General features: G+C 48.4%; 6 protein-coding genes. All 6 read left to right on the top strand.

The genetic code is table 11. From position 1 onward, the window contains the following. Nucleotides 1-26: 26 nt before the first annotated feature. The gene (locus ACO6VE_RS16085) at nucleotides 27-1649 is read left to right on the top strand and encodes an RAP domain-containing protein (protein ID WP_422462295.1); all 1623 of its coding nucleotides are present in this window, start codon (nucleotides 27-29) and stop codon (nucleotides 1647-1649) included. 52 nt (nucleotides 1650-1701) lie between these two features. After that, nucleotides 1702-4722: a DUF1601 domain-containing protein gene (locus ACO6VE_RS16080; protein ID WP_422462293.1), complete on the top strand. Its 3021-nt coding sequence runs from the start codon at nucleotides 1702-1704 to the stop codon at nucleotides 4720-4722. 53 nt (nucleotides 4723-4775) lie between these two features. Further along, nucleotides 4776-7649: a DUF1601 domain-containing protein gene (locus ACO6VE_RS16075; protein ID WP_422462291.1), complete on the top strand. Its 2874-nt coding sequence runs from the start codon at nucleotides 4776-4778 to the stop codon at nucleotides 7647-7649. A 78-nt stretch (nucleotides 7650-7727) separates the two neighbouring features. Beyond that, the gene (locus tag ACO6VE_RS16070) at nucleotides 7728-10985 is read left to right on the top strand and encodes an RAP domain-containing protein (RefSeq protein WP_422462289.1); all 3258 of its coding nucleotides are present in this window, start codon (nucleotides 7728-7730) and stop codon (nucleotides 10983-10985) included. Between the two features lie 119 nt (nucleotides 10986-11104). Further along, nucleotides 11105-14113: an RAP domain-containing protein gene (locus ACO6VE_RS16065; protein WP_422462287.1), complete on the top strand. Its 3009-nt coding sequence runs from the start codon at nucleotides 11105-11107 to the stop codon at nucleotides 14111-14113. A 56-nt stretch (nucleotides 14114-14169) separates the two neighbouring features. After that, a partial coding sequence (locus tag ACO6VE_RS16060; protein ID WP_422462285.1) for a hypothetical protein occupies nucleotides 14170-16273 on the top strand: 2104 nt, incomplete at its 3' end.

Raw genomic sequence — 16273 nt, 5'->3', positions numbered from 1 at the left:
TTTCCATGAATTAATGAAATATAATTATGGACAGAGGTGGTTCTGGTATAAGTTGGAAAAACACAACATCAGGTAATGATTACAAAAAAACAGACGTTCAGGCCACTGCTTCAGGGAGTGGGCAATACAGGCATGGCACAGTCAGAAAGGTGAATGTGCCACTGTCCTATATCCAGAAACGTAATGAAGGTCATCCTGCTTCTGACGCCTGCTCTGCTAACCATCCACCAGGATATTCAGTAAAACCTGTTCATGGTTTTAATACTCTCATCACACCAGAAAAAATGGATTGGCTGGCGGGGATATCTGCTCGTTATGGTGATCACTATGATGGTAAAACACACAGTCAATTTGCCTGTTCAATCAAACGGTACACATCCGGGGGAAAACGACCATTAAATCATAGTGAACAGCGCCAACTGATACCATTGTTGCACGATTTTAAAGTGACACCCGGGTGGACCTGGCGAAGCCTGACAACAACACTTCATTCATTTACTTCAGCGGGTGTTTTGACCCCTCATAAATATATGAATAAGGGGGATAGGGAAACTCAAGCCGCTTTACTGACAAATTTACTTGATGCAGTAATAAATACGTGCAACCAAAAACCTGAAGCCTGGGATATTGATGTACAAGGTGTCGCCAACCTGCTGTGGGCCCTGGCGAAACTGGTGGACAACGGGCTTGAGCTGGAGAAGACAGAAAAGCTCAAAGAGGCCCTGGCCACGCTGTTGTACCATGTGAAAACCAAAGCCGAAGCAAAAGAAGAAGGAAGTCTCTTCAATACTCAAGGTACCGTCAGTCTGCTTTGGACCCTGGGGAAACTGGGTGAGGCCATTGAGCCGAACCTGATTAACTCTACGTTCGGTTTTCTTGTTGACCGAATCAGTAAAAACCCTCAACTCTCTCAGCAATATATATCGATGTCTCTCTGGGGAGTCATGGCATTCTGCGCCAGAGTTTATCTGGACTCAGGCAGGAATAATAAAAACCCGCTGGAAAAGCACATAGGTGAACTATTTTCTCGCCTGGGAAATACATCCCCGGACAATATAGAGGTTCAAACCGTGATTGCAATGGCCGCAAGTTGGCTTGGCAGAGCATGTCCGGTGGTCCCCCATTACCGGACAGTCATTTCCGAACCACAATCCGCTTTCTGTGATCAACTCCAATCAAGCCTTCCGTCTTTGAAGATTGAAGAAGAAAAGAGTCTGAACTCATTACCTCCGGTTGATCTGCAACTGCCAGATTACAACACGGTTATCGACATTCAGGGACCTTCTCATTACGTGAGTGGTGATTACAAAACCAGGAACGGTTCAACGTTGCTGAAAATCGCCCTGCTGCAAAAAGCGAGATTTGAGGTCATTGAAATCCCGGTGAACAAGATTGATAACCAGGACTCAATGAAAATAGTTATTGAGCAAGTAAAGGCAAAGTTAGCCGTCCTGCCAGAAGCTCATGGCTCTGTGTCACTTAACAGCGGCGAGTGGGTGGCAGATGAGGCATATTTTACTGCCGATGATGGAGGGCAATTTTCAGATGACTGTTATTTTACCGCCGAGGAATATTTAGAAGAGCAAACCAAAAAGCCCAAAAAAAGAAAAAGGAAGAGAAACAGGCCAGTAAAAACTGCTGCCTGCTGATGCCGTAGAATAGTCTATTTTTATATTTTCCATGAATTAATGAAATATAATTATGGACAGAGGTAGTTCTGGTATAAGTTGGAAATACACAACATCAGGTAATGATTATAAACGACCAGATGATAATGCCGGTGCTTCAGGGAGCGGGCAATACAGATATGGCACAGTCAGGCAGGTGAATGCGTCACTTCGCTATACCCAGAAGCATAATGAATGTCATCCTGCTTCTGACGCCTGTTCTGCTAACCATCCACCAGGGCATTCAATAAAACCTGTTCACGGTTTTAATGCCCTCATCACACCAGAAAAAATGGATTGGCTGGCGGAGATATCTGCTCGTTATGGCGACCGCTATGATGGTAGAAATCATGGTCAATTTGCCTGTTCAATCAAACAGTACACATCAGGGGGAAAACGACCATTAAATCATAGTGAACAACGCCAACTGATACCATTGTTGCACGATTTTAAAGTGATACCCGGGTGGACCTGGCGAAGCCTGACAACAACGTTTCATTCATTTACTTCCGCAGGTGTTTTGACCCCTCATAAATGCATGAATAAGAGGGATAGGGAAACTCAAGCCGCTTTACTGTCAAGTTTACTTGATGCAGTAATACATAAGTGCAACCAAAAACCTGAAACCAGGGATATTGATGCACAAGGTGCCGCCAACCTGCTGTGGGCCTTGGTAAAACTGGTGGACAATGGGCTGGATCTGCACAAGACAGCGAAGCTCGAAAAAGCCGTGGTCGCGCTGTTGCCACATGTGCAAACCAAAGCCGAATCAAAAGAAGAAAAAGATCACTTTATTCCTCAGCATATCGCCATCCTGTTGTGGGCTTTGGCGAAGCTGGTGGGCAACGGGCTGAATCTGGAGCAAACACCGAAGCTCAAAGAGACCGTGGTCGCGCTGTTGCCTCATGTGACAACCAAAGCCGATTCAAAGAAGGAGCACTTCAACACTCAGGGTACCGCCAACCTGCTGTGGGCCTTGGCGAAACTGGTGGACAACGGGTTGAAACTGGAGAAAACACCGAAGCTCAAAGAGGCTGTGGCCGCGCTGTTGTACCAAGTGATAACCAAAGCCAAATCAAAACAAGAGAAAGACCTCTTCAATCCACAGGAATTCACCAATCTACTGTGGGCGGTGACGAAACTGGTGGACAATGGTCTGGAGCTTGAGAAAACACCGAAGCTGAAAGAAGCCGTGGTTGCGGTGTTACCCCATGTTAAAACCAAAGCCGAATCAAAAGAAGAGAAAGGCCAATTCAACACTCAGGGTATCGCCAACCTGCTGTGGGCCTTGGCGAAACTGGTGGATTACGGGTTGGAGTTGAATAAGACAGCGCAGCTCAAAGAGGCTCTGGCCGCGCTGTTGCCCTATGTGAAAACCAAAGCCGAATCAAAAGAAGAGAAAGACCACTTCAAGCCACAGGGAGTCGCCAACCTGCTGTGGGCGGTAGCGAAACTCGTTGACAACGGGCTGGAGCTGGAGGAGACACCGACGCTGAAAGAGGCCGTGGCCGCGCTGTTGCCCTATGTGAAAAGCAAAGCCGAAGCAAAAGAAGAGAAAGACGGCTTCAAGCCACAGGGAGTCGCCAACGTGCTGTGGGCGGTAGCGAAACTCGTTGATAACGGGCTGGAGCTGGAGAAGACACCGAAGCTGAAAGAGGCCGTGGCCGCACTGTTGCCCCATGTGAAAAGCAAAGCCGAATCAAAAGAAGAGAAAGGCCGCTTGAACGCTCAAGCTATCGTGAACCTGCTGTGGGCCGTGGCGAAATTGGTGGACAACGGGCTGGAGCTGGAGAAGACACCGAAGCTCAAAGAGACTGTGACCACTCTGCTGCCTCATGTGAAAAGCAAAGCCGAATCAAAAGAAGAGAAAGGCCACTTTATTCCTCAGCATATCGCCAACCTGCTGTGGGCCGTGGCGAAACTGGTGGACAACGGGCTGGAACTTGAGAAAACACCAAAGCTCAAAGAAACCGTCGTCGCGCTGCTGCCCTATGTGACAACCAAAGCCGAATCAAAAGAAGAGAAAGACCACTTCAAGCCACAGGAAGTCGCCAACCTGCTGTGGGCCGTGACGAAACTGGTGGGCAACGGGCTCGAGCTGGAGAAGACAGCAAAGCTCAAAGAGGCCCTGGCCACGCTGTTGTACCATGTGAAAACCAAAGCCGAAGCAAAAGAAGAGAGAAGTCAATTCAATACTCAAGGTACCATCAATCTGCTGTGGACCCTGGCGAAACTGGGTGAGGCCATTGAGCCGGACCTGATTAAATCTACGTTCGATTTTCTTGTTGGCCGAATCAGTAAAAACCCTCAACTCTCTGAGCAAAATATATCGATGTCTCTCTGGGGAGTCATGGTATTCTGCGCCAGAGTTTATCTGGACTCAGGCAGGAATAATAAAAACCCGCTTGAAAAGCACATAGGTGAACTATTTTCTCGCCTGGGAAATACATCCCCGAACAATACAGAGGTTCAAACCGTTATTGCCATGGCCGCAAGTTGGCTTGGCAGAGCATGCCCGGTGGTCCCCCATTACCGGACAGTCATTTCCGAAGCACAATCCGCTTTCTGCGATCAACTCCAATCAAGTCTTCCGTCTTTGACGATAGAAGAAGAAAAGAGTCTGAACTCATTACCTCCGGTTGACCTGCTGCTGCCAGATTACAACACGGTTATTGCCGTTCAGGGACCTTCTCATTACGTGAGTGGTGATTTCAAAACCAGGAATGGTTCGACTTTGTTGAAAATCGCCCTGCTGCAAAAATTAGGATTTGAGGTTATTGAAATCCCGGTGAACAAGATTGATAACCAAGAGTCAATGAACATAGTTATTGAGCAAGTAAAGGCAAAGTTAGCCATCCTGCCAGAAGCTCATGGCTCTGTGCCACTTAACAGCGGCGAATGGACGGCAGACGAGGAATATTTTACTGCCGATGATGGAGGGCAATTGTCAGATGACTGTTATTTTACCGCTGAAGAATATTTAGAAGAGCAAACCAAAAAGCCCAAAAAGAGAAAAAGGAAGAGAAAAAGGTCAGTAAAAACTGCTGCCTGCTAATGTCGTAGAGTAGTCTATTTTTTATATTTTCCATGAATTAATGAAATATAATTATGGACAGAAGTGGTTCTGGTATAAGTTGGAAAAACACAACATCAGGTAATGATTACAAAAAAAAAGACGTTCAGGCCACTGCTTCAGGGAGTGGGCAATACAGGCATGGCACAGTCAGAAAGGTGAATGTGCCACTGTCCTATATCCAGAAACGCAGTGAAGGTCATCCTGCTTCTGACGCCTGCTCTGCTAATCATCTACCAGGACACTCAGTAAAACCTGTTCATGGTTTTAATACTCTCATCACACCAGAAAAAATGGATTGGCTGGCGGGGATATCTGCTCGTTATGGTGACCTCTATGATGGTAGAAATCATGGTCAATTTGCCTGTTCAATCAAACGGTACACATCAGGGGCAAAACGACCATTAAATCATAATGAACAACGCCAACTGATACCATTGTTGCAAGATTTTAAAGTGACACCCGGGTGGTCCTGGCGAAGTCTGACAACAACGCTGCATTCATTTACGTCCGCGGGTGTTTTTACCCCTCATAAATACGGGTATGGGGAAACTCAAGCCGCTTTACTGTCAACGTTACTTGATGCATTAATCCTTAAGTGCAACCAAAAAACTGAAGCCAGTGATATTGATGTACAAGGTATCGCCAACCTGCTGTGGGCCTCGGCAAAACTGGTGGACAATGGGCTGGTGCTGGAGAAGGTGCCGAAGCTGAAAGAGGCCGTGGCCGCGCTGTTGCCCCTGGTGAAAAACAAAGCTGAATCAACAGAAGAGAAAGACCACTTTATGCCTCAGCATATCGCCAATCTGCTGTGGGCCCTGGCAAAACTGGTGGACAACGGGCTGGAACTGAAGAAGACAGCGGAGCCCAGAGAGGCCGTGGCCGCGCTGTTGCCCCATGTGAAAACCAAAGCCGAATCAAAAAAAGAGAAAGACCACTTCAAGCCACAGGAAGTCGCCAATCTACTGTGGGCCATGGCGAAACTGGTGGACAATGGTCTGAAGCTGGAGAAGACGCCGAAGCTCAAAAAGGCCGTGGCTGCGCTGTTGCCCCATGTGAAAACCAACGCCGAATCAAAAGAAGAGAAAGACCACTTCAATATTCAAGGTATCGCTAACCTGTTGTGGGCCCTGGCGAAACTTGTGGATAACGGGCTGGAGCTGGAGACGACAGCAAAACTCAAAGAGGCCTTGACCGCGCTATTGCCCCATGTGAAAACCAGGGCCGAATCAAAAGAAGAGAAAGACCATTTTATCCCTCAGCATATGGTCAACCTGCTGTGGGCTGTGGCGAAACTGGTGGACAACGGTCTGGAGCTGGCGAAAACACCGAAGCTGAAAGAGGCCGTGTCAGCGCTGTTACCCTATGTGAAAACCAACGCCGAATCAAAAGAAGAGAAAGACCACTTCAACACTCAAGGTATTACCAACCTGCTGTGGGCGGTAGCGAAGCTGGTGGACAACGGGCTGAAGCTTGCGAAGACACCGAAGATCAAAGAGGTTGTGGCGGCACTGTTGCCCCATGTGAAAACCAAAGTCGGATCAAAAGTAGACCACTTCAAGCTGCAGGAAGTCACCAATTTGCTGTGGGCGGTAGCGAAGCTGGTAGACAATGGGCTGAAGCTGGAGAAGATGCCGGAGTTGAAAGAGGCCGTGGCTGCGCTGTTGCCCCACGTGCAAACCAAAGCCGAATCAAAAAAAGAGAAAGACCCATTCAAACCACAGGACGTCACTAATCTACTGTGGGCCGTGGCGAAACTGTTGGACAACGGGCTGGAGCTGGAGAAGACACCGAAGCTCAAAGAGGCCGTGGCCGCACTGTTGCCCCATGTTAAAACCAAAGCTGAATCAGGAGAAGAGAAAGACCACTTTATTCCTCAGCATATTGCCAATCTGCTGTGGGCCATGGCGAAATTGGTGGACAACGGGCTAGAACTTGAGGAAACAGCAAAGCTCAAAGAAGCCGTCGTCGCGCTGCTGCCCTATGTGACAACCAAAGCTGAATCAAAAGAAGAGAGAGGCCTCTTCAATACTCAAGGTACCGTCAATCTGCTGTGGGCCCTGGCGAAACTGGGTGAGGCCATTGAGCCGAACCTGATGAAATCGACGTTCGATTCTCTTGTCGACAGAATCAGTAAACACCCTCAACTCTCTCAGCAAGATATATCGATGTTTCTCTGGGGAGTTATGGTATTTTGTGCCAGGGTTTATCTGGACTCAGGTAGCAGTGATAAAAATCCGCTGGAAAAGCACATAGGTGAACTATTTTCTCGCCTGGGAAATACATCCCCGGACAATACAGAGGTTCAAACCGTTATTGCCATGGCCGCAAGTTGGCTTGGCAGAGCATGTCCGGTGGACCCCCATTACCGGACAGTCATTTCCGAATCACAATCCGCTTTCTTCGAGCAACTCCAATCAAGCCTTCCGTCTTTGACGATAGAAGAAGAAAAGAGTCTGAACTCATTACCTCCGGTTGACCTGCTGTTGCCAGATTACAACACGGTTATTGACGTTCAGGGGCCTTCTCATTACGTGAGTGGTGATTTCAAAACCAGGAATGGCTCGACGTTGCTGAAAATCGCCCTGCTGCAAAAAGCAGGATATGAGGTCATTGAAATCCCGGTGAACAAGCTTGATAACCAGGATTCAATGAAAACAGTTATTGAGCAAATCAAGGCAAAGCTAGCCGTCCTGCCAGAGGCTCATGGCTCTGTGTCACTTAACAGCGGCGAGTGGGCGGCAGACGAGGCATATTTTACTGCCGATGATGGAGGGCAGTTTTCAGATGACTGTTATTTTACTGCCGAAGAGTATTTAGAAGAGAAAACAGGTAAACCAAAACGAAAAAGGAAGAGAAAAAAGCCGGTGAAAACCCATTTACTCAAGCGGCAATTACACAGGAGTTGATGGACATTTAAGCAAGATGGGCTAAAAACAAGCCAGTAGTCTACTTTTATATTTTCCATGAATTAATGAAATATAAATATGGATAGAGGCGGTGCTGGTATAAGTTGGAAATACACGACATCAGGTAATGATTATAAACAATCGGAGGGTCATGGCGATTCTTCAAGGAACAGGCGATATCGACATCGCACAGCCAGGCAGGCGAATACGCCACCCCCCTATATCCCGGGGCGTAATGAATTTTATCGTGCTTCTGGTGCCTGCTCTGCTGACTATCCGCCAAGATATTCAGTAAAACCTGTTGATGATTTTAATACTCTCGTTACTCAAGAAAAAATGGATTGGCTGGCAAAGGTATCTGCCCATTACGGTAATCGCTACGATGGGAAAAAACACAGTCAATTTACCACTTTAATTAAACAATACACATTAGCGTCACAACGACCTTTAAATCACAGTGAACAACGTCAACTGATACCACTGTTACACGATTTTAAAGCGACACCCCGGTGGAGCTGGCGAAGCCTGACGACAACGTTTCATTCATTTACTTCGGCGGGTGTTTTTACCCCTCATAAATACATGGATGCGTGGGTTAAGGAAACTCAAGCTGCTCTACTGTCAAATTTGCTTGATCTGGTAATACTTAAGTGCAACCAGGAAACCAGGGATATTGATGCACTGGGTGCCGTCAACCTGATGTGGGCCCTGGCGAAACTGGTGGACAATGGGCTGGTACTGAAGAAAACACCGAAGCTGAAAGAGGCCGTGGCCGCGCTGTTGCCCTATGCGAAAATCAAAGCCGAATCAAAAGAAGAGAACGACCACTTTATTCCCAAGCGCATCGTCAGCCTGCTGTGGTCTGTGGCAAAACTGGTGGACAACGGGCTGGAACTGAAGAAGACACCGAAGCTCCAGGAGGCTGTGGCCACGTTGTTGCACCAGGTGAAAACCAGAGCGGAATCAAAAGAGAAGAAAGACCACTTCAACACTCAAGGTAACGCCAACCTGATGTGGGCCGTGGCGAAACTGGTGGACAACGGGCTGGAGCTGGAGAAGACACCGTTGCTCAAAGAGGCCGTGGCGGTAATTTTGTACAATGTGACAACCAACGCCAGATTAAAAGAAGAGAGAGACCACTTTATTCCTCAGCATATCACCAACCTGCTGTGGGCCGTGGCAAAACTGGTGGACAACGGACTGCAAAAGACACTGAAGCTCAAAGAGGCCGTGGTCGCGCTGTTGCCCCATGTAAAAACCACAGCCGAATCAAAAGAGGAGAAAGACCACTTTAACACTCAAACTGCCACCAACCTGCTGTGGGCCTTGGCGAAACTGGTGGACCACGGACTGAAGCTGGAGAACACACCGAAGCTGAAAGAGGTTGTGGCCGTGCTGTTGTCCCATGTGAAAGCCAAAGCCGAATCAAAAGAAGAGAAAGACCACTTCACGCCACAGGAAGTTGCCAATCTATATTGGGCCGTGGCGAAACTGGTGGACCATGGGCTGGCGCTGGAGAAGACACCGAAGCTCAAAGAGGCTGTTGCCGCACTTTTGCTGCATATTAAGGCCAAAGCAAAATCAAACGAAGAGAAGGAATACTTTATTTCCCAGCATATCTCCAACATGATGTGGGCCTTGGCGAAACTGGTGGACAATGGGCTGGAGAAAACACCGGAGCTCAAAGAGGTGGTGGCTGTGCTGTTGCCCCATGTGGCAACCAAAGCCGAATCCAAAGAAGAGAAAGACCGCTTTATTCCTCAGCATATCGCCAATCTGCTGTGGGCCCTGGCGAAACTGGTGGACAACGGGCTGGAGCTGGAGAAGACACCGAAGGTCAAAGCAGCCCTGGCCGCGCTGTTGTACCATGTGAAAACCAAAGCCAAATCAAAAGAAGAAAAAGACCACTTTATTCCTCAGCAGATCACCAACCTGCTGTGGGCCATGGCGAAACTGGTGGACAACGGGCTGGAACTGGAGAAGACACCGAAGATCAAAGAAGCCCTGGCCGCGCTGTTGTACCACCTGAAAACCAAAGCCGAATTAAAAGAAGAGAAAAGCCAATTCCAGCCGCTGGAAGTCTCCAACCTGCTTTGGGCCCTGGCGAAACTGGTGGACAACGGACTGGAGCTGGAGCGCACACCCACACTTAAAGAGGTTGTGGCCAGGTTGTTGCCCCAAGTGAAAACCAAAGCCGAATCAAAAGAAAAGAAAGACTGCTTCAGTACTCAGGATATCGTTAACCTGCTTTGGGCCGTGGCGAAACTGGTGCACAACGGATTGGAGCTGGAGAGGACACCGAAGCTCAAAGAGGTCGTGGCCGCGCTGTTGCTTCATGTGACAACCAAAGCCGGATCAATAGAAGAGAAAAACCAATTTTCTCCTCAGAATATCGCCAACCTGCTGTGGGCCCTGGTGAAACTGGTGGAGAAGGGGTTGACACTGGGGAAAATATCGAAGCTTAAAGAGCCCGTGATCGCGCTGTTGCCCCATGTGCAAACCAAAGCCGAAGCAAAAGAAGACAAAGACCACTTAAAGCCAAAGGAAGTTGCCAATCTACTGTGGGCCCTTGCGAAAATGGGTGAGGCCATTGAGCTGAATCTGGTCCAATCTGTGATCAATTCTCTTGTCGATAGAATCACTGAAAACCCTCAGCTCTCTCAGCGAGATATACCGATGTCTCTCTGGGGAGTCCTGGTATTCTGTGCCAGATTTTATCTGCACTTCGGTAGCGATAGTAAAAATGCTCTTGAAAAGCGTATAGATGAACTGTTGTCTCGCCTGGAAATTCCACCCCCGTGCAATACAGAGGCTCCATTCATCATGGCCATGGCCGCAAGCTGGCTTGGGAGAGCCTGCCCGGTGGTGGTTCCCTATTACCGGTCAACCATTTCACAATCACAATCCATTTTTCGCGATCAACTCCGATTAAGCCTTCCGTCTTTGAAGATTGAAGAAGAGACGAGTCTGAACTCATTACCTCCTGTTGACCTGCTACTGCCAGATTACAACATAGTTATCGACATTCAGGGGCCTTCCCATTACGTGGGTGGTGATTTCAAAACCAGGAATGGCCCGACTTTGTTGAAAATCGCCCTGCTGCAAAAATTAGGGTTTGAGGTTATTGAAATCCCGGTGACAAAGCTGGATGACCAGGATTCAATGCAAAGCGTTATTGAGCAAATAAAGACAAAGTTAGCCATCCTGCGAGAGGACGATGGCCCTGTGTTACTGAACAGCGAGAAGACGGCAGAAGACGTATATGTTACTGCCGATGAAGAAGGGCAATTTTCCGATGACTGTTATTTTTCCACTGAAGAAGATTTAAGCAGTTAACCAAATGAAATCACAAAAAAGAGAAGCAGGAGGAGAACAAAGTCAGTAAAAACTACTGACTGATGATGCCATAGACTAGTCTACTTTTTATATTTTCCATGAATTGATGAAATATAATTATGGACAGAGGCGGTGCTGGTGTCAGTTGGCAATGCACAACATCAGGTAATGAATATAAAAAACCGGATGATCGTACCGATTTTGCAAAAAATGGGCGATACAGGCATGGCACAGTCAGGCAGGTGAATGCACCACTGCCCTATATCCAGAAGCGTAATGAACTTCATCCTGCTTCTGATGCCTGCTCTGCTAACCATTCACCAGGACACTCAATAAAACCTGATCATGGTTTTAATGCTCTCATCACCCAAGAAAAAATGGATTGGCTGGTGGGGGTATCTGCTCGTTATAGTGATCGCTATGATGGTAAAAAACACAGTCAATTTGCCACTTTAATTAAACAATACGCATCAGCGTCACAACGATCTTTAAATCACAGTGAACAACGCCGACTGATACCCTTGTTGCACGATTTTAAAACGACACCCGGGTGGACTTGGCGAAGCCTGGCGACAACGTTTCATTCATTTACTTCAGCGGGTGTTTTTACCCCTCATCAATACATGGATGAGTGGGTTAAGGAAGCTCAAGCTGATTTACTGACAACTTTACTTGATCCAGTAATACTTAAGTGCAACCAAAAACCTGACGCCAGAGGTATTAATGCACAGGGTACCGTCAACCTGCTGTGGGCCGTAGCAAAACTGGTGGACAACGGGCTGGCGCTAGAGAAGACAGCGAAGCTGAAAGAGGCCGTGGTTGCGCTGTTGCCCCATGTGAAAACCAAAGCCGAAGTAAAAGAAGAGAAAGACTGCTTCAACACTCAAGGTACCACTAACCTGCTGTGGGCCTTGGCGAAACTGGTGGACAATGGGCTGGCGCTGGAGAAGACACCGAAGCTGAAAGAGGCCGTGGCTGCGCTGTTACCCCAGGTGAAAGCCAAAGCCGAATCAAAAGCAGAGAAAGACCGCGTTAACAATCAAGATACTGCTAATCTGCTGTGGGCCCTGGCGAAACTGGTGGACAACGGGCTGAAGCTGGAGAAGACGCCGAAGCTCAAAGAGGCCGTGGCTGCGCTGTTGCCCCATGTGAAAACCAAAGCTGAATCAAAACAAGAGAAAGACCACTCTATTCCTCAGCAGATCGCCAACCTGCTGTGGGCCCTGGCGAAACTGGTGGACAACGGTCTGGCACTGGAGAAGACAACGAATCTCAAAGAGGCCGTGGCTGCGCTAGTACACCTTGTGAAAACCAAAGCCGAATCCAAAAAAGAGAAAGACCACTTCAATCTACAGGAAGTCTCCAATCTACTGTGGGCCTTGGCAAAACTGGTGGACAACGGACTGGAGCTGGAGAATACAGCGAAGCTCAAAGAGGCCGTGGCTGCGCTAGTACACCTTGTGAAAACCAAAACCGAATCAAAAGAAGAGAAAGACCACTTCAGGCCACAGGCAGTCGCCAACCTGCTGTGGGCCGTGGCGAAACTGGTGGACAACGGTCTGGAGCTGGAGAAGACAACGAAGCTCAAAGAGGTTGTGGTCGCGCTGTTGCTCCAGGTGAAAATCAATGCAGAAGCAAAGAAAGACCACTTTATTCCTCAGCATATCGCCATCCTGCTGTGGGCCGTGGCAAAACTGGTAGACAATGGGCTGGAGAAGACAGCGAAGCTCAAAGAGGCCGTGAACGCGTTGTTGCCCCAGGTGGCAACCAGGGCCGAATCAAAAGAAGAGAAAGACCACTTCAAAACTCAAGGTATTGCCAACTTGCTGTGGGCCGTGGCGAAACTGGTGGATAACGGCCTGGCGCTGGGGAAGACAGTAATGCTCAAAGAGACCGTGGCCGTACTGTTGCCCCATGTGAAAATCAAAGCCGAATCAAAAGAAGAGAAAGACCACTTCAACCCGCAGGCAGTGGCCAACCTGCTGTGGGCAATGGCGAAACTGGTGGACAACGGGCTCGAGCTGGAGAAGACACCGAAGCTCAAAGAGGCCATCGCCGCGCTGTTGCCCCAGGTGAAAACCAAAGCCGAATCAAAAGAAGAGAAAGACCGCTTCAAGTCTCAAGGTACCGTCAATCTGCTGTGGTCCGTGGTGATACTGGTGGACAACGGGCTGGAGCTGGAGAAAACACCGAAGCTCAAAGAGGCCCTGGCCGCGCTGTTGTACCATGTGAAAACCAAAGCCGAATCAAAAGAAGAGAAAGACCACTTCAACCCTCAAGGTACCGCCATCCTGCTCTGGGCCCTGGCGAAACTGGGTGAGGCCATTGAGCTGAACCTGATTAAATCTACGTTCGATGTTCTTGTTGACAGAATCAGTAAAACACCTCAGCTCTCTCAGCAAAGTATATTGATGTCTCTCTGGGGAGTCATGGTATTCTGTGCCAGGTTTTATCTGGAATCAGGCAGTAATGATAAACACTCCCTTGAAAAGCACATAGGCGAACTATTTTCTCGCCTGGAAATTACCTCCCCGGGCAATGAGGATCAATCCATCATTGCCATGGCAGCAAGTTGGCTTGGGAGATCGTGTCCGGTGGTTCCCGATTACCAGACATTCATTTCACAACCTCAGTCCACCCTCTGCGATCAACTCCAATCCAGTCTTCCTTCGTTGAAGATTGAAGAAGAAAAGAGTCTGAACTCATTACCTCCGGTTGACCTGCTACTGCCAGAGTACAACATGGTGATCGACGTTCAGGGACCTTCCCATTACGTGGGTGGTGATTTCAAAACCAGGAATGGGTCGACTTTGCTGAAAATCGCCCTGCTGCAAAAATCAGGATTTGAGGTCATTGAAATCCCGGTGACCAGTCTTGTGAACCAGGATTCAATAAAAATAGTTATTGAGCAAATAAAGACAAAGTTAGCCGTCCCGCCAAAGGCTTATGGTTCTTTGTTAAATAACAGCGGCGAGGGGGCAGAAGATGAGGCATACGTTACTGTCGATGAAGGAGGGGAATTTTCCGATGACTGTTATTTTACCGCCGAAGAATATTTAGAAGAGCCAACAGAAAAAACAAAAAAAAGAAACAGGAGGAGAAAAAAGTCAGTGAAAACGGCTGACTGATGATGCCATCGAGTAGTCTACTTTTTATATTTTCCATGAATTAATGAAATATAATTATGGACAGAGGCGGTGCTGGTGTCAGTTGGCAATGCACAACATCAGGTAATGATTATAAACAGCCGGATGATCGTACCGATTGTTCAAAAAGTGGGCGATTCCGGCATGGTACAGTCAGACAGTTGGATGCGCCACTCGCCTATATCCGGGAGAGTAATGAATTTTATGCTGCTTCTGACGCCTGCTCTGCTGACCATCCACCAAGACATTCAATAAAACCTGTTCATGGTTTCAAAGCTCTCATCACACCAGAAAAAATCGATTACATGATGAAGATATCTACTGATTATGGTGATCAATATGATGGTAAAAAACACTGTCAATTTGCTCTTTCCATCAAACAATACACTTCAGTGTCAAAACGATCTTTGAATCATAGTGAACAACGCCAACTGATACCATTGTTGCACGATTTTAAAGCGACACCCGGGTGGACCTGGCGAAACCTGGCGACAACGTTTCATTCATTTACTTCAGCGGGTGTTTTTACCCCTCATAAATACATGGATGAGTGGGTTAAGGAAATCCAGGCTGCTCTACTGTCAGCTTTACTTGATCCTGTAATACATAAGTGCAACCAAAAACCTGAAGCCAGGGGCATTTATGCACAGGGTACCGTCAACCTGCTGTGGGCCGTAGCGAAACTGGTGAACAATGGGCTGGCGCTGGAGAAGACAGCGAAGCTGAAAGAGGCCGTGGTTGCGCTGTTGCCCCATGTGAAAACCAAAGCCGAATCAAAAGAAGAGAAAGACCGCTTCAACACTCAAGGTATTTCTAACCTGGTGTGGGCCATGGCGAAACTGGTGGACAATGGGTTGGCGCTGGAGAAGACACCGAAGCTGAAAGAAGCCGTGGCTGCGCTGTTACCCCAGGTGAAAACCAAAACTGAATCAAAAGAAGAGAAAGACCGCTTCAACACTCAAGGTACCTCTAACCTGCTGTGGGGCTTGGCGAAACTGGTGGACAATGGGCTGCAGCTGGAGATGGCGAAGCTCAAAGAAGCCGTGGCCGCGCTGTTACGCCATGTGAAAACCAAAGTCGAATCAAAACAAGAGAAAGACCACTTCAAGCCACAGGAAGTCGCCAATCTCCTGTGGGCCATGGCAAAACTGGTGGACAACGGACTGGAGCTGGAGAAGACAACGAAGCTCAAAGAGGCCGTGTGTGCGCTGTTGCCCTGTGTGAAAACCAAAGCCGCATCAAAAGAGGAGAAGGACCACCTGAACACTCAAGCTATCAACAACCTGCTGTGGGCCCTGGCGAAACTGGTGGACAACGGGTTGGAGCTGGAGAAGACAACGAAGCTCAAAGAGGCCGTGGCCGCGCTGTTGCCCCATGTGAAAACCAAAGCCGAATCAAAAGAAGAGAAGGGCCACTTTAACACTCAAACGACCACCAACCTGCTCTGGTCTCTGGCAAAACTGGTGGACAACGGGCTGGAGCTGGAGACGACACCGAAGCTCAAAGAAGCCTTGGACGTGCTGTTGTCCCATGTGAAAGCCAAAGCCGAATCCAAAGAAGAGAAAGACCAATTCCAGCCACAGGCAGTTACCAACCTGCTTTGGGCCCTGGCGAAACTGGTGGACAGCGGACTGGAGCTGGAGAAGACAGCGAAGCTCAAAGAGGCTGTGTGTGTGCTGTTGCCCTATGTGAAAACCAAAGCCGAATCAAAAGAAGAGAAGGACCACTTCACGCCTCAGGCAGTCACCAACCTGCTGTGGGCAATAGCGAAACTGGTGGAAAACGGGCTCGAGCTGGAGAAGACAACGAAGCTCAAAGAGGCTGTGGCCGCGCTGTTGCTCCAGATGAAAACCAAAGCAGAATCAAAGAAAGACCACTTTATTCCTCTGCATATCGCCAACCTGTTGTGGGCCATGGCAAAACTGGTGGACAATGGGCTGGCGCTGGAGAAGACAGCGAAGCTCAAAGAGGCTGTGGCCGCGCTGTTGCTCCTGGTGAAAACCAAAGCAGAATCAAAGAAAGATCACTTTATTCCTCAGCATATCGCCAAGCTGCTGTGGGCCATGGCAAAACTGGTGGACAATGGTCTGGAGCTGAAGAAGATACCGAAGCTAAAAGAGGCCGTGGCCACGCTGTTGCCCC

Origin of the sequence: Endozoicomonas sp. ALB115 (assembly GCF_049310245.1) — a bacterium.
GTDB lineage: Bacteria > Pseudomonadota > Gammaproteobacteria > Pseudomonadales > Endozoicomonadaceae > Endozoicomonas.
Note: the sequence above shows the minus strand (reverse complement) of the source record. Positions and strands in the feature narration are given on the sequence as shown.

What these genes read in the sequence shown, in the direction of transcription:
- ACO6VE_RS16085 (WP_422462295.1), top strand. Translation starts at nt 27, where the DNA reads ATGGACAGAGGTGGTTCTGGTATAAGTTGGAAAAACACAACATCAGGT.
- ACO6VE_RS16080 (WP_422462293.1), top strand. Translation starts at nt 1,702, where the DNA reads ATGGACAGAGGTAGTTCTGGTATAAGTTGGAAATACACAACATCAGGT.
- ACO6VE_RS16075 (WP_422462291.1), top strand. Translation starts at nt 4,776, where the DNA reads ATGGACAGAAGTGGTTCTGGTATAAGTTGGAAAAACACAACATCAGGT.
- ACO6VE_RS16070 (WP_422462289.1), top strand. Translation starts at nt 7,728, where the DNA reads ATGGATAGAGGCGGTGCTGGTATAAGTTGGAAATACACGACATCAGGT.
- ACO6VE_RS16065 (WP_422462287.1), top strand. Translation starts at nt 11,105, where the DNA reads ATGGACAGAGGCGGTGCTGGTGTCAGTTGGCAATGCACAACATCAGGT.